Here is a 23,335-nt window from a genome sequence, read left to right on the forward strand (position 1 = left end):
AGGGGTGGCCGGGAGCCGACCCATGAACGGCGTGCCGCCCGGCCCCTCACCCGGCGCTGCGGCGCCACCCTCCCCCAAGGGAGGGCTAAAGTTATAGAACGAGGACTTGTAAATTTATGCCAACCTTAAACATTGTACTGGTCGAGCCGCAGATCCCGCAGAACTCCGGCAATATCGCGCGGACCTGCGCGGTGACGGGAGCGCGGCTGCATATAGTCGGCCCGATGGGCTTTACCATCGACGACAAAAAATTAAAGCGCGCCGGGCTTGACTATTGGCACCAGCTTGATATAACATATTATCAAGATCAGGCGGACTTTTTTGCCAAAAACAGTGGTCCGTTTTTCTACTTCACGTCCAAGGGCCCGCGCCGCCATGTGGATGTGACCTACCCCGACGGCGCGTATCTCGTCTTTGGGCGCGAGGATGCCGGCCTGCCCGAGGAGCTGCTGGCCGCGCATGAGGCCGACTGCGTGCGTATGCCGATGCGCAGGGGCGAGCGATGCCTGAACCTGTCCAACGCGGTGGCAGTGGGCGTGTACGAAGCATTGCGTCAATGGGATTTTGCCGGTTTGGAGACCCACGGGCAGTTGACCCGATACGAATGGAGTGAGGATGTAAAATGAGCAAGATAGGTTTTCTGACAGATTCCTGTTCCGACATTCCGCAGGAGCTTGCGGATAAGTACGGCATCGAGGTCGTGGGCTTCCCCATCAACCTTGACGGTGTGGAGTACATGGAGCGCAAGGACTTTACCAACGACCAGTTTTACCAGATGATGCGCGACGCCCAGGGCGTGCCCACCACCGCCGCCATCACCCAGCTGCAGTTCTGCGATATTTACGCCCGCTATGCGGACGAGGGCTACACCGACCTGGTGTACCTGAGCATCAACGCGGGCGGCTCCAGCACCTACAACAACGCCGTCAAGGCCATGGAGCTGCTGGAGGAGGAGCGCCCCGGCTACACGATGAAGATTCAGGTCATCGACAGCCACACCTACTCGATGCCCTACGGCTGGTATTTCTGCGAGTGCGCCCGCAAGGTGCGCAACGGCGGTGAGCTGGCCGCCTGCGTGGCCGAGCTAAAGAAGAAGCTGGACTGCGTTGAGATCTGTCTGGCCGCCTACAGCCTGAAGCAGATGAAGAAGTCGGGCCGCGTCAGCGCCGCCGCCGCTGTGGTCGGTGACCTGCTGGGCATCCGCCCCATCATCAGCCTGAATGCGGGTGTCTCCAAGGTCGAGAGCAAGGTCCGCGGCGACGCCGCCGTGCCCGCCGCCATGATCAAATGGGTGGAGAGCCGCGTCGATTCGATGAAGGACACGCCCTACATGGTGGCCTACACGTCCAGCACCGCCAAGCGTGACGAGCTGGTCAAGCTGTGCAAAAAGGCGTTTGGCCATGCACCGCTGATCGTGTTCCAGCTCGGCGGCGTTGTCAGCGCCAACACCGGCCCCGACGGCATCGCCATCGTCTACGAGGGCAAGCCCCGCAATCTCGAGGCTTATGCGCCGGAGCTGCCGTAATGGTGTTGTAGGGGCGGATGCTTGCATCCGCCCGCGGGGCGTCGAGGATACCGCCCCCTACAATACGATTGCACCATAAGGCCGGGTATGCCAGGCCCTCAGCATTCTCGTAAGAGACCGTCCGCCCTGCAGGGCAGCGTCTGGCACGGCGGTGATTGCTAAAGTAAAGAAATTTTCCCCGCAGGTCTTGCAACGGCCTGCGGGTTTTGTTATAATTTAGGTTTGTTGAGCAACTTAGGATTTTAGGCTCCGCTGCCGGCTGCTGGTCGGCAGCGCAAACCCCGCAAGGCTGGCGGTCTTGCGTGTGGTCAAAATCTATCCGCCGGAGTATTGTATGAATATGAAAAATCTGTCCGTCCGTCGCCTTGTGCGCTGCGCTGTCATTGCAGCTGTCTATGTGGTCGTCTGCCTTGTGCTGGCCCCGTTCAGCTACGGCGCGGTGCAGGTCCGCGTGGCCGAGGCCCTCTGCCTGCTGCCGGTGTTCGGCGCCGAGTATATCGTCGGCGTCACGCTGGGCTGCTTTTTGGCAAATCTGCTCGGCTCCACCGTCGTTGACGTGGTGTTCGGCACGCTGGCGACCCTGCTGGCCTGCCTTGTGACCTACAAGCTGCGCGACATCCGCGTGAAAGGGCTGGCCATTCCGGCATCCCTGCCGCCCGTTGTCTTTAATATGATCATTGTCGGCGCGTTCGAGATCACCTTCTTCTTCTCGGACGGCGAACCCACGGCGATGCTGGCGGTGTTCAATGCCGTTACTGTCGGCATTGGCGAGCTCATCAGCTGCACGATTCTGGGTGTGGCGCTCGTCAAGCTGATCGAAAGCAACGCGGGTCTGAACAAAATTTTTACAGAAGAATAACGAGGTAACATCTATGTGCCCGGAACTGATTTTGTGGGATTGGAACGGTACCCTGCTCGATGATGTCGATCTCTGCGTGGACGCGCTCAACCGTCTGCTGGCAGGATTCGGCTACCCGCAGCGGTATGACCACGAGCGGTACCGGGCTATTTTTGGCTTTCCCATCGAGGAATATTACGTCCGCGCGGGGTTTGACTTTACAAAGCACAGCTTTGCAGAGCTGGCCGAAAAATACATGGAGGACTACGTCCCCGCCAGTGCGGCCTGCCCGCTGGCAGACGGCGCCATTGACGCGCTGGAGGCGTTTAAGGCCGCGGGGCTGCGGCAGGTCATTCTGTCGGCCAGCAATCTGGACACGCTGCGGCGCCAGACCGACGAGCGCGGCGTGACGGGCTATTTTGACCGTCTGCTGGGTCTGGGCGACATCTACGCCAAGAGCAAGGTCGAGGTCGGGCTGGCCTATTTAAAGGAAAACGGCTTTGACCCGGCACGCGCCGTCATGATCGGCGATTCCGTCCACGACTATGAGGTTGCACAGGCGCTGGGCGTGCGCTGCGTTTTGCAGTCCGGCGGCCACCAGCCGCCGGAAAAATTGAGGGAAACGGGCGCACCGGTTGTAAAGGGATTGCGCGAAGCCGCGGCGCTGATTTTGGAATAAGAGCTTACGGGAGGCTGTAGGGACGTCGAGGACGCCGCCCCCTGCAAACAACTGCCCGCCGCTATGATGCGGGTCGATGCGAGCATCGACCCCTACAACAGAGGAGCAACACAATGTCTGACCGCATAAAAGGCTCCGCCTTGACGATGGGCGGCGCGGCGTGCTGGGGCGTTTCGGGCTGCATGGGGCAGTACCTGTTCACCCGCGAGGGGATGGATTCGACCTGGCTCGTGCCCATCCGGCTGTTTCTGGCGGGGCTGATCCTGTGCGGATTCTTTTTTATAAAGGACCGCAAAACGCTTTTTGACCCGTGGAACGTTAAGAAAGATCCGCGCAACGCCATTGACCTGCTGGTCTACGGTCTGGCGGGCGTCAGCTGCTGCCAGTTCACCTACTTTCTGACGATCCAGCTGTCCAGCGCGGGCATGGGCACGATTTTGCAGGATGTCTCCCCCGTCATCATCCTGCTGGTCGTCTGCATCCAGCAAAAGCGCGGCCCCCGCGTGTTTGAGGTCTGTTCGATCTTGCTGGCGCTGGTGGGCGTTTTCCTCATCACGACCCACGGCAGCCTGACCGGGCTGGCCGTCAGCCCGGCGGCGCTGGTCTCCGGCATCGTCAGTGCCTGCTGCGTCGCCATCTACACGATGTGGCCGAAAAAATTGCAGGAGCAGTACCCCACCCCGATGCTGCAGGGCTGGGCGTTTTTGATGGGCGGCATCATGTTTTCGCTCATCTTTCGCCCGTGGCAGATCGACTATGTGCCGACGGCGATGGGCGCGTTCGGCATCTTCACGGTGGTTGTACTGGGCAATGTGCTGGCGTTTAGTCTGTACATGTCGGGTGTGCCGCTCATCGGCCCGCAGAAGGCGAGCCTCTACAGCTTTGCCGAGCCGGTCACGGCGGCCATCATCAGCACGCTGGTGCTGGGCTCGCCCTTTACGCTGTGGGATGCGCTGGGCTTCGGCTGTATCTTTTTGATGCTGGTGCTGCTGAGCCTGCCCGCAAAACAGAAAAATTAAATATATTACGAAATACACCCGCGCAGGTTTGACACGAACCCCTGTGCGGGTGTATTATAGTATCATGTGTAAAACTATATAAAACCACTATTAGCCGCACCTCTACACGCGGCGGAAAATACAGGGGAACTGTTATGTCTTTTTTTGAAAAACTGTTTGGCTCTTTCTCGGACAAGGAACTCAAGCGCATCAACCCGCTCAAGGATAAAGTCCTTGCTTTGGAGCCGGAGATGGCCAAGCTGACCGACGAGGAACTGCAGGCCAAGACCACCGAGTTCAAAGAGCGCCTTGCCAAGGGTGAGACCCTAGACGACCTGCTGCCGGAGGCGTTCGCCGTCTGCCGCGAGGCCGACTGGCGCGTGCTGGGCATGAAGCCCTACCCCGTGCAGATCATCGGCGGCATCGTGCTGCACCGCGCCTGCATCGCCGAGATGCAGACCGGTGAAGGCAAGACACTGGTCGCTACCATGCCCACCTACCTGAACGCCCTGACCGGCGAGGGCGTGCATGTTGTCACCGTCAACGATTACCTGGCCCGCCGCGACTCCGAGTGGATGGGTAAGGTCTACCGCTTCCTGGGTCTGACCGTCGGTCTGGTCGTCCACGGCGTCGAGGCCGGGGACCGCAAGAAGGCCTACGAGGCCGACGTCACCTACGGCACGAACAACGAGTTCGGCTTTGACTACCTGCGCGACAACATGGTCGTCTACAAGGCCAACATGGTGCAGCGCGGCCATGCGTTTGCCATCGTGGACGAGGTCGACTCCATCCTGATCGACGAGGCCCGTACCCCGCTGATCATCAGCGGCAAGGGCGAGGATTCCAGCGTGATGTACAAGCGCGCGGACGACTTTGCCAAGACGCTGAAAAAGAGTGTTATCGTCGAGCTGGACGACAAGGTCGAGGCCGAGGAGCAGGTAGACGGCGATTACGTCGTGGACGAAAAGCGCAAGACCGCTACCCTGACCGAGTCCGGCGTCAAAAAGGCCGAGGCGTTCTTCCACGTCGAGAACCTGGCCGACGCCGACAATATGTCGCTGCGCCATTACATTGACGGTGCGATCAAGGCCCGCGGCGTTATGCACCGCGATACCGACTATATCGTCAAAGACGGTGAGGTCATCATCGTTGACGAGTTCACGGGCCGTCTGATGTATGGCCGCCGCTTCAACGACGGCCTGCATCAGGCCATCGAGGCCAAAGAAGGCGTGACCGTTGCCGCCGAGAGCAAGACGCTGGCCACCGTCACCTTCCAGAACTACTTCCGCATGTACAAAAAGCTGTCCGGCATGACCGGTACAGCCTCCACCGAGGCCGACGAGTTCAGCGAAATTTACGGCCTGAACATCGTCAGCATCCCCACCAACAAGCCCCGCGCTCGCAAGGACCTGCCCGACAGCGTCTACAAGACCGTCAACGGCAAGTACAACGCCGTCATTGAGCAGGTCGCCGAGTGCCACGCCAAGGGTCAGCCTGTCCTGGTCGGCACCGTCAGCGTCGAAAAGAGCGAGGCGCTGTCCAAGCTGCTGAAAAAGAAAGGCATCGAGCACAACGTCCTGAACGCGAAGCAGCATGAGCGAGAGGCCGAGATCGTTGCGCAGGCCGGCAAGCAGGGCGCGGTCACCATCGCCACCAACATGGCGGGCCGCGGTACCGATATTATGCTGGGCGGCAACGTGACCTACATGGCCAAGGCGGCCCTTAAAAAGGAGCTGTCCAAGGAGCTGACCGCCAACCTGGCAGAGCTGAAGGATGCCTACGAGCATGAGAAGGCCCGCGCCAAGGCCAGCGGCACCGAGCTGCCTATCCCGCCGGAGGCCGGTATTGATGCCAAACTCGAGATGCTGATGACCGAGTGCGACGGCCACGCCGAGACCGAGGACGCCGAAATTCTCCATGCCCGCAAGCGTTTTGAGGAACTGTGCGAGGAATTTACCCCCGAGGTCAAGCGCGAGGCGGAGATTGTCCGCAATGCGGGCGGCCTGTTCATCATCGGTACCGAGCGCCACGAGAGCCGCCGTATCGACAACCAGCTGCGCGGCCGTGCAGGCCGTCAGGGCGACCCGGGTGCATCCCGCTTCTTCCTGAGCCTGGAGGACGATCTGATGCGCATTTTCGGCGGTGACCGCGTCCAGAGCCTCATGGATTCCCTGGGCCTCGACGAGGATGTGCCCATCGAGAACAAGCTCATCACCAACACCATCGAGAGCGCCCAGAAGAAGCTCGAAGCGTCGAACTTTGCAATTCGTAAGCAGGTGCTGCAGTATGACGACGTCATGAACCAGCAGCGCGAGATCATCTACAAACAGCGCCAGATGGTGCTGGACGGCGAGGACATCTCCGGCAAGCTGCACGAGATGATGCGCCAGGCCATCGACGATGCCTGCACGAACTACCTGAACGGCGAGACCGCCGACGACTGGGATTTTGCCGGGCTGCGCCGCCACTTCATGAACTGGCTGTGCCTGCCCACCGACTTCAACTACACCACCGAGCAGCTGGGCGACCTGACGAAGGAGGGCATTGCCGACGAGCTGTACAAGCGCGGCATGGACATCCTGACCGCCAAGGAAAAGCGCTACGGTGCCAAGACGATGCGCGAGCTTGAGCGCATCTGCCTGCTGCGCAATGTTGACAGCAAGTGGATGGAGCACATCGACAACATGGACCAGCTCAAGCAGGGCATGGGCCTGCGCGGCTACGGCCAGCATGACCCCGTGGTCGAGTACCGCATCGAGGGCTTCGCGATGTTCGATGAGATGATCGCGTCGATCCGCGAGGATGCCGTCCACATGCTGCTGACGATTGAGATTCGCCAGCAGAACGCCGAGCCGAAGCGTGAGCAGATCGCCAAGCCCACCGGCGATAATGCGCCCGGTGATACCGGTGCCAAGGCCCCGGCCCCCGTCCGCGTGACGAAGATCGGCCGCAACGATCCCTGCCCCTGCGGCAGCGGCCTGAAGTGGAAAAAGTGCACCTGCAAGGAGTACCACCCCGACCTGTAAGCAATACAAAAGGCGCTGCCCGGGATAAGGCGGCGCCTTTGTTGTAGGGGGACGTCTTAGACGCCCCGCAGCATGGCCGCTCTCTCCGTAGGGGCGGATTCCATATCCGCCCGCGGAGGGGTCAAGACCCCTCCCTGCAATGCTTTTTTGAATGGGTAGAGTTGTAGGGGCCGCACATGTGCGGCCCGCAGCTTTCCCGCAAACGACCGCTTATTTTTATGCCGCGGGCCGGGCATGCCCGGCCCCTACGGTGGCAGCGTCTCTGTAGGGGCGAACATGGTTCGCCCGTCCGTTCACCACCTTCCCTTTTAACGAGGTAACATCATGAAAGCCCGAATCATCCGCGAACCCCGCTGCGCCTTACTCTGGCGCATTGACGAAAGCTACCCCAACTATGCCGCCATCGCCCGCGCGGCCAGGCGCTATGACGTCAAGCTCCGCCCCGTCGCGGACGGCGACCTCGGCGGCATCGTCGGGGACCTCTGCGCGGGCAAGCCGGCCCCGGCGTTTGCGCCGCTTATCGCGGTGCCGGACCGCCCGGCCATCATCGTCAGCGGACTGCGCCATGACAACGGCGAGTTGGGCGCGTTCCTTGACCTTATCAAAATGGGCGGCGCGTCCATTCCGGTGCGCAGCATGGTCACGCCCACCAGCAAGGGCTGGACGCTGGCAAACCTGCTGCTGGAATTAAACACTGAGCACGAGACCGTGCAGGGCGGCAACGCATGAAGCGCCGCCTGACCGCACTGCTGCTGGTACTGCTTTGTCTGCCGCTGACCGCCTGCCAAAAGCAGCAAAATTTGTACAGTGCCACCTGGTTCGACCTGTTCGATACTGTCGCCATCGTGCAGGGCTATGCCGACAGCCAGGACAGCTGGAACGCCCAGACACAGGCCGTGTACAGCGATTTACAGCGCTATAACGAATTGTTTGACATCTACCACCACTATGATGGCGTCATCAACCTGTATGATGTCAACGCCCGGGCCGCCGCTGCGCCGGTGCAGGTCAGCGACGAGCTGTACGCATTTTTGCGCTGGTGCAAAGACACCGCTTACCCTGCCGCCAACGGCGCGACGAACATCGCCGCAGGTGCGGTGCTGCGCCTGTGGCACGACGCGCGGGAGAGCGACTCCCCTGCCCCGCCCGACGCGGACGCCATTGCGGCGGCGCTGGCGCATATCGACATAGAGGATCTGGTTCTGGACGATGCAGCACAAACCGTCTATTTTGCTGATCCGGAGATGGCGCTCGACGTCGGTGCGGTGGGCAAGGGCTACGCCGTGGAGCAGACCGCCCGGGCCGCACAGGCCCGCGGGCTGACCAGTGCCCTGCTGAACATCGGCGGCAACGTGCGCGCCATCGGCACAAAGCCCGGCGGCAAGCCCTGGACCGCGGGTGTCGAGAATCCCTGGGGCGATGACCCCGCGTACATACAGGCCGTCGAGCTGGCCGACGGCGACAGCTTGGTCATCAGCGGCGACTACCAGCGCTACTTTGAGTACGACGGCGTGCGGTACGCCCACCTGATTGATCTGACGACAGGCTACCCTGCCCGCTACGTCAGCAGCGTGGCCGTGCTGGCCCGCGCCGACACCGGAGGTCTGGCCGACGCGCTTTCCACCGGGCTGTTCTGTCTGCCCGAGGAGACCGGCCAGGCTCTGGCCGCGCAAAACCACTATGCCGTCCTCTGGATGCACCCTGACGAGACCACGAGCCGGAGCGCAGACTGGCCGCAATAAAAACAACCCCCGATTGCCTGAAATCGGGGGTTATATATTTGCTGTAAATTTATACAAACTGTACAATTCTCACCGCTGCGGATTGATGATCGTGCGCCAATCGAGGTCGCCGTGCTCCAGGCCGTGGATGAGGACCTCGGCGGTGGCGATGTTTGTGGCAACGGGAACGTTGTGCACGTCACAGATGCGCAGCAGGTTCATCTCGTTCGGCTCGCTGGGCTTGGCGCTGATGGGGTCGCGGAAGAAGAGCAGCATGTCCACTTCCTCACAGGCGATGCGCGCCACGATCTGCTCGGCACCGCCGTGGCCGCCGGGCAGGAACTTTGTGACCTTCAGCCCGGCGTTTTCCTCCACCAGGCGGCCGGTCGTGCCGGTTGCCAGCAGGCGGTGCTGCTCCAAAATATGGCGATACGCCATACAAAACTGCACCATCAACTCCTTTTTGGAGTCATGGGCTATCAATGCAATCGTCATAGGTAAATGCCACCATCCTTCGCAGCAGAGTACAATATATTAAAAGGTAAGCGGGACGCGCTGTCCGCACAAACGCTTTGCCATGGCCTGTCCGGCCACAACGGCGGGATCCGCAGCGGGCGGTACCGTGCCGTTGGCCCCGGCCAGCTGCAGAACGCGGCTTTCGGGGATGACCGCCAAAAGCTGCACGCCGACGGTGTCGATGCACTCGTCCAGATCAGCCACGGCAGCGTTTTTGCCGAAGCTCTCGCGCCGGACGCGGTTCATCACCAGGCGCACGGCGCTCTGCGGGCGGCCACCCGCCAGCAGCCGGTCCGCCACGATCTTGCCGTCGCGCAGGGCCACGGGGTCGGGCGTCAGCACCAGCAGGGCCTTGTCCGCCACGGTGGAGGCCGCTGTGAACGGCGCACCCATGCCGGCAGCGGTGTCCAGCAGGATAAAATCAAAATAGGGCCGCATAGCGGTCAGCAGACGTCCCAGCGGTGCCGCCTCCACCGCGCCGCCCTCATACGGGGCGCTGATGACGGACAGCCCGGGGTACAGCGGGCTGGGCACAACAGCCTTGGCCCCCTCGCATCTGCCGCACAAAACATCCTCAATGTCGTAAACAGTGCGGCCATAGACGCCTGCGATAATGTCCACGCTGCGCAGACCGGAGTCCAGCTCCACCAGCAGGGTCTTGCGGCCCAGCCGTGCCAGACAGGCCCCCAGCAGTACCGAGACGGTACTTTTTCCGGTACCGCCCTTGCCGGAGCAGACCATGATACACTGTGCGTTCATGTCGGCTCCTCTCCACAGTTGCATTAACACTATCTCGCATATATTCTATCACACTTCCGGCTGGACTGCAACTGGCTTTTTGTCAAAATGTGACATGTTCTTTTTGAAGAAAATCACGATAAGGGAAACTTTTTGATGCACTAAATCGGCAGAATGCCCAAGCGCACCCGATGGGGGTTGAGCGGCGCTCCGCAATCACACGCCAAAGACGGCATCCAGCACAGCGCGCAGGATGGGCGCGGCGTTGGACCCGCCACCGCCGTATTCCAGCACGACGGCCATGGCGATTTGCGGGTCGTCCGCGGGCGCATAGCCGATCAGTACCGAGTTGACATAGTGCCCGCCGCCGGGTAGGGTGTCCGCCAGCTGGGGACTGCCGGTCTTGGCTGCGCAGGCCACGGGGCCCTCGCGCAGGACGCGGGTCGTCCGGGCCATCCGCTTCATACCGTCGCGGATGGGGCCGAACACGCCCTCGCCACCCGAAACCGTGGTGAACGTCGGGGCGTACTGCCAGACGGTCTCGCCGGTGGCGGCGTTCACGGCGCGGTCCGCAAAATGCAGGGCGGGCCGCTGCCCGCAGTTGGCCAGCGTGGCCGCGTAGGCCGCCAGCTGCAGCGGCGTCACAGCGGTGTTGCCCTGCCCGATGGCGGCCATCAGAGTCAGCCCGGCCTGGTAGTTTTCGTCGCTGCTCCACGTCAGGCGGCCCTGTGCCTCGGTGATTTCAACGCCGGTGGGCGTGGCCAGTCCTAACTGGCGTGCCATCGCGGAAAACACATCCACGCCCAGCCGCCGCCCGACATCGTAAAAGAAGATGTTGCAGCTGTACTCCAGCGCCGTGCGCAGGTCTACCGGCCCGCCGTGGCCGTATTGCAGGCAGCCCGGCTGGTAGCCGCTGTAAAACCCGTACCGCCCGGTGCAGTTGACCGTGGCGGCGGGGTCGATGCCCGCGGTCAGCGCCGCCGCGGCCACGGCGGGCTTGAAGGCCGACCCCGGCGCGTACAACCCCTGGCAGACGCGGTCCAGCAGCGGCGCGGCAGCATCGGCGGAGAGCGCCGCGTAGTCTGCGCGGTAGCGGTTCAGATCGAAGCCCGGTACGCTGGCGGTGGCCAGGATGCCGCCGGTCTGCACATCCACGACCACCGCCGCCCCGGCACGGCACTCCCGCCCGGCCCCGGCAGCCTTGGTGGTGCGCAGAACCTCGATTTGGGATAAAAGCGCGTTTTGCAGTTCTTTTTGCAGAGCGCTGTCCACGGTTAGCACCAGCGTGGCCCCGGGTGCAGCCTCCCGCAGGGGCACGGTGCGGCGCACAGCGCCGTCAAAGCCGGTGTTCACGAGCACCCGCCCGTCCTGCCCGCGGAGCAGGTCGTCATAGGCGGCCTCCAACCCGCTCTGCCCGATGACAGCATCCATCGCAAGGCCGCGCCGCCGGGCAGTGGGCCACTGCTCTGCCGTGATCGGCCCGGTGAAGCCCAGCGCATGGGGCAGCAGCGTGCCGTTCGGCCAGGTGCGCACGCCACGGGCGGCAGCCCGCACTGCGCCGCTCTGCACAAGATCGGCCTTGTAAAACGACGTAAGAACGTCACTGTCGACGCCCTGCATCACGGGCAGTTCCCCCGCCGACGCGGCAGCAAAAAAGGCAGCAAGCTGTGTTTCCACATCCTTGCTGCCTGTCAGGCTCTCTATGGCTTTTACGGTCTCGCGCAGGTCGGTGCCCGGCGGCGCCGGGATGCGCAGGTAGACGTCATACACGGTGGTGTCGCGGGCCAGAACGACCCCGGCGCTGTCCACGATGGCCCCGCGCGCGGCATGCTGGGTCACGGTGTAGCTGGCGGAGCTGGCCTCGGCGGCCTTGTCGGCGTAGTAGTCGGCGCGGACGAACTGCATCCAGGCCAGCCGCGCGAAGAACGCCGCAAACACCGCGCCGCACAGCACCATCAGCACCGCCACGCGGACGCGGCGGTGGTGGGAGTTTTTGCGGTTGGCCATGGGATCACCTCGGTAAAAAATAAAATGGATTTGTTTGTTAGGAAATGGGACATGTAGAGGCTTGCGGCAGCCATTCACTGCGCGGGCCGATGGCGGGCATCGACCCCTACAAACCGCGCTGCCTATTTATTGTACCCAAAATTCGACGAAAAAGCAATTACTTTTTCACGAAATAGACCGTGCCCCACAAATCGGCGGTGTCGGTCAGCGGGACCTGCGCGGTCAGGCCGTCGGCGTCGGGGGCGGGCGCGGCGGCCAGTGTGCCCAGCCAGTCCCCGCCCGCGGTGGTCACGATGTCCCCTGCCGTCAGTGCGCAGTCGGCGGGCAGGCCGGTCAGGACCCACTGCCCCGGCGTGACTAACCCGGCATAGCTGCCGCAAAGCCCGGCAGCGGCGGAAAATTCCACAGTGCAGGTGTCGCCGTCCGTGCGGGTAACGACCCCCGCGTACCGCCCGCCCGCGTCGAGGACGGCATTTCCCGGCGCGGCGTCCGGGCAGGCCAGCGTGAAACCGCCGACGCCCCGGGCCACGACCCGCGCCGGGGTGACGCCGGTGATGCCCCGCCCGCAGCCGACAAGCTGCCGCAGGGCGGCATTCTCGGCCAGCGCGTCGGCAGACTGCGCCAGCTGTTGATGCAGCGTGAAATTTTCCTGCTGCAGGGCGTCCAGCCGGGTCATGTAGTGCCTGCCGACAACGCGGTCTACCCGAGCCAGCGCGGCGGGCCGGAGTGCCGCCAGCTGCGGCAGGGCCAGCAAAAGCGCGGCCAGCACCAGCGGCACGGCCCAACGCCAACGCCGCCTGCGGCGGCAAGAAAGATCCAGCTGCACAAACATCACCCCAAGGCAGAATATGCCTTGCGGGACGGGGTTAGACTTTGGTATAATACAGAAAGAATACAGCGCATGTAGGGGCGAGCATTGCTCACCCGCGGAACGCAGTGGCAGCCGCAAAGTTCCCGGGTCGATGACGAGCATCGACCCCTACAGCGTGGGGGCGGATTCCCGATCCGCCCGGACATTTTCCGCTGCCGCACACGACCGCGTGCGAACCATGTTCGCCCCTACAAATTAAGAAAGGCCAACTTTATGAAATACAAGCTCCTGTTACTCGATATAGACGGCACGCTGCGGCCCGGCAGCTGTGAGCGTGTGCCGAAGGAAAACGCTGAGGCCGTCTGCGCCGTGCAGAAGGCCGGCGTCAAGATCGCGATTGCCACGGGCCGCGGGCGCATCGGCGTGGGCAAGGGCCTGCTGCGCAGCATCCGGCCCGACTACTGGGTTTGCGCGGGCGGTGCGCAGCTGGTGGACTACAAGGGCGCAGACCTGGCCCTGCACCGCCTGACCACCGAGGAAATGTACGCGCTGGTGGACTTTTTTGAGGATTACGACCTGCCGCTGCGCTTTACTTACCACGACGCGAACTACGCCTACCTCGGCTATGAGGAGTTCGCCCGCCGCGAGCGGGAGAAAAATTTGGCGCTGAACATCGTGGACGGCGAGGATCAGGACAAGCATCTGGAGGAGATGCCCTTCGGCGCGTTCGGCTTTCTCTCGCAGGAGATGGCCGACAGATTTCAGGAAAAATACGGCTATCTGGGGCTGAATTTCCTGTTCTCCTACCCCGGCAGCGACGGCTGCGATATTTTGCAGCAGGGCATTGACAAGGGCGCAGGTCTGCGGGAACTGGCGAAGCTGGCGGGCATCGACCCGGCGGACTGCGTGGCCGTGGGTGACGGCGATAACGACGTTGCGATGCTGAAGGCGGCAGGTCTCGGCATTGCCATGGGCAGCGGCAGCGCTGCCGCCAAGGCTGCCGCTGACCGCATCGGCCCCGACGCCGAGCCCCACGGCATTGCCGAACTCTGCCGTGCGCTCTGGCCGGAGGCGTTTTAAATGGCCGAGTACACCCATGTCGGCCCCGGTCTGCCGCCGCTGCACGGTGCGCGGGCCAACGCGCTGATCTTAGGCAGCTTTCCCAGCCCCAAGAGCCGGGAGCAGGGCTTTTTCTACGGCCACAAGCAGAACCGATTCTGGCCGATGATCGCCGCCGTGACTGGTGAGCCGGTACCCGATTGGGCCGACATCGAGGCGAAAAAGGCCATAATTTTAAAGCACGGGCTGGCCGTGTGGGACACGATCGGCGCGTGCGACATCAAAGGCGCGTCGGATGCGTCGATCCGCAACGCCGTGCCGAACGATGTGGCCGCGCTGATACAAAAGCTGGGCGTGCGGGCCGTGTTCTGCAACGGCGCGGCGTCGGGGCGTATCTACGCGAAATATGCAGAGCCCCTGACCCACCTGCCCGCCGCCGTGCTGCCCAGCACCAGCCCCGCCAACGCCGCCTGGTCCCCCGCGCGGCTGCAGGCGGCATGGGGCGCTGCTTTGGCACCGTTTTTGCGCGCGGATGGTTGCAAGTGAACGGATTTTGTTCTATAATAAATTTGTGCCAGACTCCCGTAGGGGCGGATTCCATATCCGCCCGCAGGCAGCCCGGCACGGAACGGGCGGATATGGAATCCGCCCCTACGGAATGATGATACGGGAGGTGCCTGCATGAGCAAATGGCAGGAAAAAACCAAACGCCCGGTGCTGCCGGTCTATATGGCGGCGCTGGTGTGGCCTATTATGGCCCTGCTGGTGCCCATCTACACGCTGGGCGGGCTGGTGCTGACCGCCGCGGTCAGCGCGGGCGCCTACTTTGCGGGCACAAAGCTCTGCCCTACCCGCGTTGTGCGCACCTACGTGCCCTACGCCACAGGCAGTGAGGACGTGGACGCCATGCTGAACGGCATTGCCGCAAACCTCGATGCACTGCATAAACTGAACGAGGCAATCCCCGACCCGCAGCTTTCCCGGGCCATGGACCGCATGGAGAAGGCAGGCCGCAGCATTGCCGCCGTTGTGGAGAAAACCCCCGACAAGGCGCGCAGCGTGGACCGCTTTGCCCGCTACTACCTGCCCGAGGTCGTCAAGCTGATGGGCACCTACGCGGCGCTGGAGCAGAACGGCGTCAGGGGCGAGAACGCCGCCCAGATCGAGGCCGAGCTGCGCCGCAACGCCGAGACGACGGCGACAGCCTTTGAAAACCAGCTGGATGCGCTCTACAGCGCCGAGGCAATGGATATTTCTACCGATATTGAGGTGCTGGACAGTATCCTGAAAAGCCAGAACCTTGCCAAGTAAATAGAGGATACAAGAAAGGAAGATCACTATGGCTGACCTGAGCAACGAACTGGACCTGAACGTACCCGCCGCACCCTCTCTGACGCTGGATGCCGCCCCCGCGGCCCCGACGCTGACCCTGGACCCCGCCGCCGATGAGAAAGTCATCGCGGAAAGCAAAAAAGCGACCCCCGTGCAGGTCGAGGACACGCCCCTCTCCCCCGAGGAGCAGAAGATGGTCAACGACTTTGCCGAGAAAATCGACATCACGAACTCCCAGATGGTCTTGCAGTACGGCGCTGCCAGCCAGAAGAAGCTGAGCGACTTCTCCGAGACCGCGCTCTCCCGCGTCAAGACCAAGGACATGGGCGAGACAGGCGAGCTCATCACGAACCTGATTTCTGAATTGCAGGGCTTTGACGCCACCACCGAGCAGCCAAAGGGCATCTTCGGCTTCTTCAAAAAGACGTCCAACAGCATTGAGCAGCTCAAGACCCGCTACGACAGCGCCGACAAGAACGTCGAGCGCATCAAGGCCCAGCTGGAGGACCACCAGGTCACCCTGATGAAGGACATCACGATGCTGGATAAGATGTATGAGCTGAACCTTGTCTACTTCAAGGAGCTGACGATGTACATCCTGGCCGGCAAGAAGAAGCTGGCCGAGGTCCGCGCCAACGACCTGAAGGCCGCGCAGGAGAAGGCCCAGCGCACCCAGCTGCCCGAGGATGCTCAGGCAGCCCGCGACCTGGCCGACCTGTGTGACCGCTTTGAGAAGAAGCTCTACGATCTGGAGCTGACCCGCAATGTGTCCATCCAGATGGGCCCGCAGATCCGCCTGATCCAGTCCAACGACACGATGATGGCCGAGAAGATCCAGACGACCATCGTGAACACGATCCCGCTGTGGAAGAACCAGATGGTGCTGGCGCTGGGCATCGCCCACAGCCAGCAGGCTATGCAGGCCGAACGTGCCGTGACCGACGCCACGAACGAGCTGCTGAAAAAGAACGCTGCTACGCTCAAGCAGGGCACGATTGAAATTGCAAAGGAGTCCGAGCGCGGCATTGTGGACATCGAGACGCTGCAGCAGACGAACAAGCAGCTGATCGAGACGCTGGATGAGCTGAATAAGATCCGCGCCGACGGCAAGGCCAAGCGCGCCAACGCCGAGCAGGAGCTGGGCCGCATCGAGGGTGAGCTCCGCCAGAAGATGCTGGAGATCAACAACTGATTGCCGTTGCAGGGGTCGATGCTTGCATCCGCCCCTGCAGCACAATATAGGTATTTGCTATGCAGCTTGAACAACAGGAAAACTTTACCATTCATGGCCCGCAGCTGGAAATCCTCGGCGAGGTCGAGACAAAGCTGCCCATACCTGCCAAAAAGCGCGGCACAGCGTCGATTGTACTCGTCGCACTGGCGCTGGTGTCGGTGCTGGGCATCGGCGGGGCAAAGCTGAAGGGCGTGTACAGGGAAACGGCGGAAATTTACACCTCCGCGCAGGACGAGTACGGCCACAGCATTCAGGGAGATTTTGAGGCGCAGGCTGACGCGGCGGCGAACCTCATCAAACAGGCGGGCTATGTGGACAGCACCCCGGCGGCTGCTTTACAGGAAGCCGAGGACGCGCTGGCCACGTGGAATGATACGGACGATTCCCCTGCGGTGCAGTACGCGGCCAACCGTCGGCTGTACAATGCGGTGGATACGCTGTATGCGTCGTTGAACAACAAGGTCGATGACAGCACCCAGCGGGCGCTGGATGACCAGTACAATGCGTTTGTTTCGGCGCAGGCGACGATAGAACGCGCCGCCAATGTATACAACCTCTGGGTGGAGGACTACGAGAAAACTATCTCGCAGTTCCCGGCCAATCTAATCTCCGGTTTGTGGGGTGCGCAGGCACCGGAACGCTTTGCTACCAAATAAACCACGATAACAAGGGGAAATTATGAAACTGAAAACATTTGCCAGACGCGCGGCGGCTGCCGGTGCGGTGCTGGCCGCACTGACGCTGGCGGCGCTACCCGCGCTGGCCGCGCCCAAGGTGCAGGTCAGCACGACAAACGCTGTGGCCGACCATGCGGACATCCTGTCCGACGAGACAGAACAGTATGTCAATGACGTTTCAATCAAGCTGTCCGATGCCTGCGGTGCGCAGATCGGCGTCTACACGCTGGATGAACTGCTGGGCAGCACGACGATGGAGGGCTTTGCCTACGACGTTTTTAACGCCTGGGGGCTGGGCTCAGACGATCTGGACAACGGCGTGCTTCTGTTGCTGGCCCCCAACGAGGCCGACGGCGGCGACTACTACATCATGCGCGGCGACGGGCTGGAAAGCCAGCTGTCGTTCAGCACGCTGGGCTCGCTGCTGGACGAGTACATGGAACCCTATTGGGTCAACGGTGATTACGACACCGGCACCCAAAAGACCGTGCAGGCGCTGGCCAACCGGCTGTGCAGCATCTACGGCGTAACGCTGAACAGCAGCTATACCGATACCAGCGCCCCCGATAGAGGAGGGCCCAATGTTATGCGCTTTGTTCTGCTGGTTGTGGCGGTGCTGCTGGTCATCTGGCTCATCACCTACCTGATGCGCCCCCGCGGCCCGCGTCCCCCGCGCGGCGGTGGCGGCGGCAGCAGCTTCGGCAACAATATGTTCTGGTACAGCATGGGCCGTGCCTCCCGGCGCCCGCGCCGCCCGCCGCCCCCTCCCCCGCCGCGCGGCCCCGGTTTCGGCGGCCCCGGCTTTGGTCCCGGCCCCGGCTTTGGCGGCGGCCCCAGACCCGGCGGTGGTCCGCGTCCCGGCGGTGGGTTCCGTCCCGGTGGCGGCTTTAGCAGCGGCGGCGGTGCAGGCCGCAGCCGTCCGTCCGGCGGCTTTGGCGGGGCGCGCCCCTCCGGCGGCTTCCGTTCCGGCGGCGGCTCCACCCGCGGCGGCGGCGTAGGGCGGCACCACTAAAGCAAAAAGCCTTCCCCCTCGGGGGAAGGTGGCCCGCAGGGCCGGATGAGGGGCGAGCTTTCCGCAGTAACCCACTGACGGGCAATAATGGGAAGCTTTGCCCTCATCAGTCGCCTATCGGCGACAGCTTCAGTCTCCGCGCCAAGAGCCGCCTCCGGCGGTTGCGCTTCGACACGCGCCTGCGGGCGCAGCCCCCCGGGGGAAGCCTTTTTTGTACTTTTTTATAGCAGAAAAGGAGGCAGCTATGCCAAAATTTGCAGTTATCACCGGTGCAAGCTCCGGGATCGGGGCCGAGTTCGCGCGCCAGCTTTCCGCCCGCGGATATAACCTGCTGCTGGTGGCCCGCCGCGCGGACCGGCTGGAAAAGCTGTCCGACCAGCTGACGACGGTCTGCGAGATCTTCACTGCGGATCTGTCCAAAAAGAGTGAGTGCCTTCGCCTGGTCAAGGCGTTGGAAGGCCGCCGCGTGGATCTCTTCATCAACAACGCGGGCTTTGGCGACTGCGGGCCGTTTTTGCAGACGGAACTGGATAAGGACCTCGATATGCTGTCGGTCAACATCCGGGCGCTGCACATCCTGACGAAGAAAATCGGGCAGCAGCTCTATAAGCAGGGCTTCGGCGCGCTGCTGAACGTCGGCTCCTGCGCAGGGCTGATGCCCGCAGGCCCCTACATGGCAACCTACTACGCCACCAAGGCCTACGTTGTCAGCCTGACGAGTGCGCTGGCGCAGGAGCTGCGCGAGGCCCGCAGCCCCGTGTATGTCGGCTGCCTCTGCCCCGGTCCGGTCAACACCGAGTTCAACGCTGTGGCGAACGTGGAGTTTGCGCTGCGGGGCATTACGCCGGAATACTGCGTGCGCTGCGCGCTGGACGGCATGGCCCGCCGCAAAACGGTCATTGTGCCGAACCCCGTGGTTGCCGCCGGCATGACGCTGGGGCGCTTCCTGCCGCGGCCCGTGTATATCAAAATCGCTGCGCACCAGCAGCGGAAAAAGCTGTATAAGAGATAAAAAATGCCCGCTGTCTGTACCAGACAGCGGGATTCTTTGTAGGGGGCGGGTGTTGCCCACCCATGGTTGTGTGCGGCAGCCGCAAGCCTTCCCGGGCGGATATGGAATCCGCCCGGGAAGGCTTCTCCATCGGGAGAAGCTGTCGCCGCCAGGCGACTGATGAGGGCAGAGCTTGCCATGGCAACCCGTTTGCGGCTAATCACGGTAACCTGGCCCCTCATCCGGCCTCGGGCGGGGCCTCGGCCACCTTCCCCCTTGGGGGAAGGCACTTTACAGTTAGTTCAGCGTTTTCCCGAAGAACTCCAGCTCCGGCTTGATGGTATTCATCAGGGAGTCGAACTGGTCGGGGGTCAGGCTCTGGGCACCGTCGCTCTTGGCCTTGGCCGGGTCATTGTGGGTCTCGATCATCAGACCGTCGGCACCGACGGCCACTGCCGCCTGGGCCAGCGCGGGCACCATGAAGGCAATGCCTGCTGCGTGGCTCGGGTCGATGACAACGGGCAGATGGGTCATCTTTTTCAACATAGGAACGGCGGAAATGTCCAGTGTGTTGCGCATGCTCGTCTCAAAGGTACGGATGCCGCGCTCGCACAAAACGACGTTGGGGTTGCCCTCTGCCATGATGTACTCGGCGCTCATGACGAGCTCCTCCAGCGTCGAGGACAGGCCGCGCTTGAGCAGCACCGGCACGTTCAGCTTGCCGACAGCCTTGAGCAGCTCAAAGTTCTGCATGTTGCGCGCACCGATCTGGATCATATCGACCTTGGCGTCAAGGAACAGCGGGATGTGCTCGTTGTTCATCAGCTCGGTCACGATGGGCTGGCCCGTGACCTTGCGGGCCTCCTGCAAAAGCTCCAGACCCTCAGCACGCAGACCCTGGAAGCTGTACGGGCTGGTGCGGGGCTTGAACGCGCCGCCGCGCAGGATGCTGGCCCCGGCGGCCTGCACGCGCTGGGCCACGTAGGTGATCTGCTCCTTGCTCTCGACGCTGCAGGGACCGCTCATGACGGCAAAGTAACCGCCGCCGATCTTGTGGCCGCCCACGTCGACGATGGTGTCGTCGGGGTGGAACTTGCGGTTGGCCTTTTTGTACGGCTCGGACACGCGGCGGCAGGTCTCGACGACGGGATTTGCCAGCACCCAGCTCTCGGCCAGGGCCTTGGTGTCGCCGATCAGGCCGAGAATGTGGGTGTCGCTGCCGACGGAATCGTTGATCTGGAAGCCCATGCTGTTCAGCTCATTGCAGAAGGCCTGCACCTTGTCAGCGGGGGCGTGCTGTTTTAAAACGATGATCATGATGTGTTCTCCTATCTATTACAACCGTGAATTTTTCTCAATGACGGTATTCTAACACTTTAAAGCGCTAAAGTCAAGCCCCCTTGCGAAAATTGTTGGGGGGATTTATAATAGAAAAAAGGCTTCCCCCTTGGGGGAAGCTGTCCGCGAAGCGGACTGATGAGGGGCGGCCTTGCCAATGCAACCCGTTCACGGGCAATCACGGAAGCTCTGCCCCTCATCCGGCCCTGCGGGGAGGCCGGGCCGGGCATGCCCGGCCCCTACAGCGCTATTAACAATTGAGAAGGGTAACAATATGGCAAAAGAAGCAAAAACCAACGCAATGCGGATGCTGGAGCGTGCAAAGGTCGCCTACACGTCCCACGAATACCCCCACGAGGAGGGCCAGGCCGTGGACGGCGCAAACGTGGCGCGGCTGACCGGGCAGGACCCGGCGCGGGTGTTCAAGACGCTCGTCACGCAGGGCGCGGACCGAAACTACTATGTGTTTGTCGTGCCGGTGCTGGCCGAGCTGGACCTGAAAAAGGCCGCTAAGGCTGCGGGCGTCAAGAGCGTGGCCATGATCCACGTTGCCGACATCAACAAGGTCACGGGCTACATCCGCGGCGGGTGCAGCCCTGTGGGCATGAAAAAGCAGTTCGTGACCGTCTACGATGAGAGCTGCCTTGCGCAGCAAACGATGCTCGTCTCGGGTGGGCGCATCGGCACGCAGATCGAATGCGCCCCGGCGGACCTCATCAAGGTCACGCGCGGCAGGACGGCGGCCATCACACAGGAGCACGAGGCATGATGCGGCTGGATAAATACCTGGCCGAGCGCACCGGCATGACCCGCAGCGAGAGCCGCAAGGCCGTAACGAAGGGCCGCGTCAGCATCGACGGCGCAGTGTGCCGCAAGGCCGACACCCAGCTGGACGAGCACACCGCCGCCGTGGCGCTGGACGGCGTGCCGCTGGCGGGCGCGTACCGGAAATTTGTGTATATCATGCTCAACAAGCCCGAGGGCGTCGTCAGTGCCAGCCGCGACAAAAAGGACACGACGGTGGTCGATCTGGTCGCGGCGGACTTTCCGCGGCGGGAACTGTTCCCCGCGGGGCGGCTGGACAAGACGAGCACCGGCTTTGTGCTGCTGACTGACGACGGCGCGCTGGCGCATGACATCCTCTCCCCTGCCCACCACGTCGAGAAGCAGTACGTAGTCACGCTGGACACGCCGCTGACCGACGCGATGCGCCGGGGCTTTGCCGCGGGCGTCACGCTGACCGACGGCGAGACGATGGCTCCCGCGGGCGTCGAGCCGCTGACCGACGACGGCCTGACCGTGCAGGTCACGCTGCGGCAGGGCGTCTATCATCAGATCAAGCGGATGTTCGGCGTGTATGCCGCGGGCGTGAACGCCCTGCACCGTGAGAGCATCGGCGGCGTGGCGCTGGACCCCGCGTTAGCGCCCGGCCAGTGGCGTGAGCTGACAGCGGAGGAAGTGGAGCGGCTGCAGAACGTAAAGTAATGTAAGGGGAGGAATTTATCCCTCCCGGGATCTGTACCATGGCCGCAGCGGAGCGGTCAAGACCGCTCCCTACAAAGCACCCGTGAATGTCAGTCTGTAGGGAGGGGTCTTGACCCCTCCGTGCGCGTTTCCGCATCCGCAAGGACCCCGGGAGGGATAGATTCATCCCCTATAAACCAACAAAAAGAGGCAGCTTTTGCAGGCTGCCTCTTTGTCATTCATGAGTATACACCGTCTTGCTCGGTTGGAACATCACGGTATACCCCATATCGTTATAACTGGAGAGGGTGAGCTCGGTGCCCTCGGCCAGAACGATGTGGTGCAGGGTGTCCTGATAGGTGTCGTCGCCGTAGAGCCAGGCGCTGCAATACATCGTGCGGGTGTTTTCCATCGGCAGGTCAAAGGCAAAGTAGCCGCTGCCCGCCGTGCAGGTCACGTCGTAGACGCCGGGTTCGATGTCCTCGCCCACAAGCAGATACAGGCTGTCCTCGCTGTCGCTGAGGGTATACGAAATATCGCCGGTCACCGGGTTGGGGGCAGTATCGGTGGATAGGTCATCGACCTGCGCGTTGCTGCTGTGGAAATAGAGCGCATTGTTCCCGGTCAGGAACAGCACCGTACCCGCGGGCAGCGGGACGTCGTCCAGCCCCGAATCCGCAGCGTCGTAGGCGGACAGATCCTCATATATTTCCACACCGCAGGCATCGTTGACAAGGTGCATCTCCATGGATGTGCCGTTCTCGGCGCACTTGATCGTGTAGGTGCCCGCGGGCAGGTCCTGCCCCACGACGTACAGCCCGGCGGGCAGGTCGCCGTCCCAGTCGGTGCCCCCGGCGGATACGAGCGGGCGCAGGTCGTCGTAGGCATTGCTGTCGGCCTCTATGGCCTGTTCTTCGGAAAATTCGGGAACGGGTTCGGAAACCGAGGAACCGATTTTACGCTGCAGCAGGAGCTGCAGCATGGGCAAAATCAAAAACAGCGCCACAACGATGATAAGCCACGCGACATTGGCACTGCGGCTGCGTCTGGAGGGTGCCTCGATGTGGTGCTCCACCCGGGCCGTGCGCACCGCGGGGCGCGGTGCATTGTGGCGATCTGTGCCGCTCTCATGTACATGGGCGGTGCGTTCCTCGTCGTCGTAGCCTTCCACCTTGGGGCGGTTGCCCGCGGGCCGCACGCGGTGGAGAACATCCTCGCCGTTGACGCGGTGATAGTGGGCACTCTCGCCCCGCAGGGTATAGCTGTGCTCCGGCGGGATGGGCAGACCACAGTCCTCACACCGGCCATTGACGACCCGTCCGCCGCACAGGCTGCATTTTTGCATAGGGACACCTCCTCTTTTGCCTCT

General features: G+C 62.5%; 23 protein-coding genes and 1 riboswitch. Of the genes, 17 read left to right on the forward strand and 6 right to left on the reverse strand.

Annotation, left to right across the window (positions count from 1 at the left end; all coding sequences use genetic code 11):
* The first annotated feature begins 116 nt into the window (after nucleotides 1-116).
* From B5D32_RS00530 to B5D32_RS00565, 8 genes are all read left to right on the forward strand, one after another.
* On the forward strand, nucleotides 117-626 hold the full coding sequence (locus B5D32_RS00530; RefSeq protein WP_078783123.1) for a tRNA (cytidine(34)-2'-O)-methyltransferase: 510 nt from the start codon (nucleotides 117-119) through the stop codon (nucleotides 624-626).
* The gene (locus B5D32_RS00535; protein ID WP_078783124.1) at nucleotides 623-1,525 is read left to right on the forward strand and encodes a DegV family protein; all 903 of its coding nucleotides are present in this window, start codon (nucleotides 623-625) and stop codon (nucleotides 1,523-1,525) included. The genes B5D32_RS00530 and B5D32_RS00535 overlap by 4 nt, the downstream gene beginning before the upstream one ends.
* A gap of 227 nt (nucleotides 1,526-1,752) precedes the next feature.
* Nucleotides 1,753-1,853, forward strand: a riboswitch (PreQ1-III riboswitch).
* A 6-nt stretch (nucleotides 1,854-1,859) separates the two neighbouring features.
* Nucleotides 1,860-2,384, forward strand: coding sequence for a QueT transporter family protein (locus B5D32_RS00540; protein WP_078783125.1), 525 nt, complete (start codon nucleotides 1,860-1,862; stop codon nucleotides 2,382-2,384).
* A gap of 13 nt (nucleotides 2,385-2,397) precedes the next feature.
* Nucleotides 2,398-3,042, forward strand: coding sequence for an HAD family hydrolase (locus B5D32_RS00545; protein WP_078783126.1), 645 nt, complete (start codon nucleotides 2,398-2,400; stop codon nucleotides 3,040-3,042).
* Nucleotides 3,043-3,155: 113 nt separating this feature from the next.
* The gene (locus B5D32_RS00550; protein ID WP_078783127.1) at nucleotides 3,156-4,061 is read left to right on the forward strand and encodes a DMT family transporter; all 906 of its coding nucleotides are present in this window, start codon (nucleotides 3,156-3,158) and stop codon (nucleotides 4,059-4,061) included.
* Between the two features lie 134 nt (nucleotides 4,062-4,195).
* A complete protein-coding gene (gene secA / locus B5D32_RS00555; protein ID WP_078783128.1) occupies nucleotides 4,196-7,066 on the forward strand; it encodes a preprotein translocase subunit SecA in 2,871 nt (956 codons plus the stop codon).
* Nucleotides 7,067-7,390: 324 nt separating this feature from the next.
* Nucleotides 7,391-7,795: a DUF3783 domain-containing protein gene (locus B5D32_RS00560; protein WP_078783129.1), complete on the forward strand. Its 405-nt coding sequence runs from the start codon at nucleotides 7,391-7,393 to the stop codon at nucleotides 7,793-7,795.
* Entirely contained in the window at nucleotides 7,792-8,808 is a 1,017-nt protein-coding gene (locus B5D32_RS00565; RefSeq protein ID WP_078783130.1) for an FAD:protein FMN transferase, read from the forward strand. Before B5D32_RS00560 ends, B5D32_RS00565 begins: the two co-directional genes overlap by 4 nt.
* A gap of 69 nt (nucleotides 8,809-8,877) precedes the next feature.
* On the opposite strand, the gene B5D32_RS00570 is transcribed toward B5D32_RS00565, so the two are convergent.
* The 4 genes from B5D32_RS00570 to B5D32_RS00585 all read right to left on the reverse strand — a co-directional run bounded on the left by B5D32_RS00570 (nucleotide 8,878) and on the right by B5D32_RS00585 (nucleotide 12,874).
* Nucleotides 8,878-9,282 (reverse strand): methylglyoxal synthase, encoded by a 405-nt coding sequence (locus B5D32_RS00570; RefSeq protein WP_078783131.1) that lies wholly within the window; start codon nucleotides 9,280-9,282, stop codon nucleotides 8,878-8,880.
* A gap of 39 nt (nucleotides 9,283-9,321) precedes the next feature.
* Nucleotides 9,322-10,062: a nucleotide-binding protein gene (locus B5D32_RS00575; RefSeq protein WP_270460224.1), complete on the reverse strand. Its 741-nt coding sequence runs from the start codon at nucleotides 10,060-10,062 to the stop codon at nucleotides 9,322-9,324.
* Between the two features lie 195 nt (nucleotides 10,063-10,257).
* Nucleotides 10,258-12,048 (reverse strand): peptidoglycan D,D-transpeptidase FtsI family protein, encoded by a 1,791-nt coding sequence (locus B5D32_RS00580; protein ID WP_078783132.1) that lies wholly within the window; start codon nucleotides 12,046-12,048, stop codon nucleotides 10,258-10,260.
* Between the two features lie 157 nt (nucleotides 12,049-12,205).
* Nucleotides 12,206-12,874 (reverse strand): MreC domain-containing protein, encoded by a 669-nt coding sequence (locus B5D32_RS00585; protein ID WP_143402641.1) that lies wholly within the window; start codon nucleotides 12,872-12,874, stop codon nucleotides 12,206-12,208.
* A 258-nt stretch (nucleotides 12,875-13,132) separates the two neighbouring features.
* Here B5D32_RS00585 and B5D32_RS00590 point away from each other — a divergent pair, with 258 nt between their 5' ends.
* The 7 genes from B5D32_RS00590 (at nucleotide 13,133) to B5D32_RS00620 (ending at nucleotide 19,185) form a co-directional block, all read left to right on the forward strand.
* Nucleotides 13,133-13,939, forward strand: coding sequence for an HAD-IIB family hydrolase (locus tag B5D32_RS00590; RefSeq protein ID WP_078783134.1), 807 nt, complete (start codon nucleotides 13,133-13,135; stop codon nucleotides 13,937-13,939).
* Entirely contained in the window at nucleotides 13,940-14,464 is a 525-nt protein-coding gene (locus tag B5D32_RS00595) for a DNA-deoxyinosine glycosylase (protein WP_078783135.1), read from the forward strand.
* A 135-nt stretch (nucleotides 14,465-14,599) separates the two neighbouring features.
* Entirely contained in the window at nucleotides 14,600-15,229 is a 630-nt protein-coding gene (locus tag B5D32_RS00600; RefSeq protein ID WP_078783136.1) for a 5-bromo-4-chloroindolyl phosphate hydrolysis family protein, read from the forward strand.
* 28 nt (nucleotides 15,230-15,257) lie between these two features.
* Complete coding sequence (locus B5D32_RS00605) at nucleotides 15,258-16,442, forward strand: toxic anion resistance protein (RefSeq protein WP_078783137.1); 1,185 nt, start codon at nucleotides 15,258-15,260, stop codon at nucleotides 16,440-16,442.
* Between the two features lie 59 nt (nucleotides 16,443-16,501).
* Entirely contained in the window at nucleotides 16,502-17,140 is a 639-nt protein-coding gene (locus B5D32_RS00610) for a LemA family protein (protein WP_078783138.1), read from the forward strand.
* Between the two features lie 22 nt (nucleotides 17,141-17,162).
* Nucleotides 17,163-18,173, forward strand: a complete 1,011-nt coding sequence (locus B5D32_RS00615; protein WP_078783139.1) for a TPM domain-containing protein — start codon at nucleotides 17,163-17,165, stop codon at nucleotides 18,171-18,173.
* A 244-nt stretch (nucleotides 18,174-18,417) separates the two neighbouring features.
* Entirely contained in the window at nucleotides 18,418-19,185 is a 768-nt protein-coding gene (locus B5D32_RS00620; RefSeq protein ID WP_078783140.1) for an SDR family NAD(P)-dependent oxidoreductase, read from the forward strand.
* Between the two features lie 276 nt (nucleotides 19,186-19,461).
* Here the strand turns inward: B5D32_RS00620 and aroF are convergent, their stop codons facing one another.
* Nucleotides 19,462-20,481 (reverse strand): 3-deoxy-7-phosphoheptulonate synthase, encoded by a 1,020-nt coding sequence (aroF, locus tag B5D32_RS00625; RefSeq protein WP_078783141.1) that lies wholly within the window; start codon nucleotides 20,479-20,481, stop codon nucleotides 19,462-19,464.
* A 295-nt stretch (nucleotides 20,482-20,776) separates the two neighbouring features.
* Between aroF and ybaK the strand changes: the two genes are divergently transcribed.
* Complete coding sequence (ybaK, locus tag B5D32_RS00630) at nucleotides 20,777-21,271, forward strand: Cys-tRNA(Pro) deacylase (protein ID WP_078783142.1); 495 nt, start codon at nucleotides 20,777-20,779, stop codon at nucleotides 21,269-21,271.
* A complete protein-coding gene (locus B5D32_RS00635) occupies nucleotides 21,271-21,987 on the forward strand; it encodes a pseudouridine synthase (RefSeq protein ID WP_078783354.1) in 717 nt (238 codons plus the stop codon). Before ybaK ends, B5D32_RS00635 begins: the two co-directional genes overlap by 1 nt.
* Before the next feature lie 214 nt (nucleotides 21,988-22,201).
* Here the strand turns inward: B5D32_RS00635 and B5D32_RS00640 are convergent, their stop codons facing one another.
* Nucleotides 22,202-23,311: a hypothetical protein gene (locus tag B5D32_RS00640; RefSeq protein WP_078783143.1), complete on the reverse strand. Its 1,110-nt coding sequence runs from the start codon at nucleotides 23,309-23,311 to the stop codon at nucleotides 22,202-22,204.
* Nucleotides 23,312-23,335 lie beyond the last annotated feature (24 nt).

It is taken from the genome of Gemmiger formicilis, assembly GCF_900167555.1.
Classification (GTDB): Bacteria; Bacillota; Clostridia; order Oscillospirales; family Ruminococcaceae; genus Gemmiger; species Gemmiger formicilis.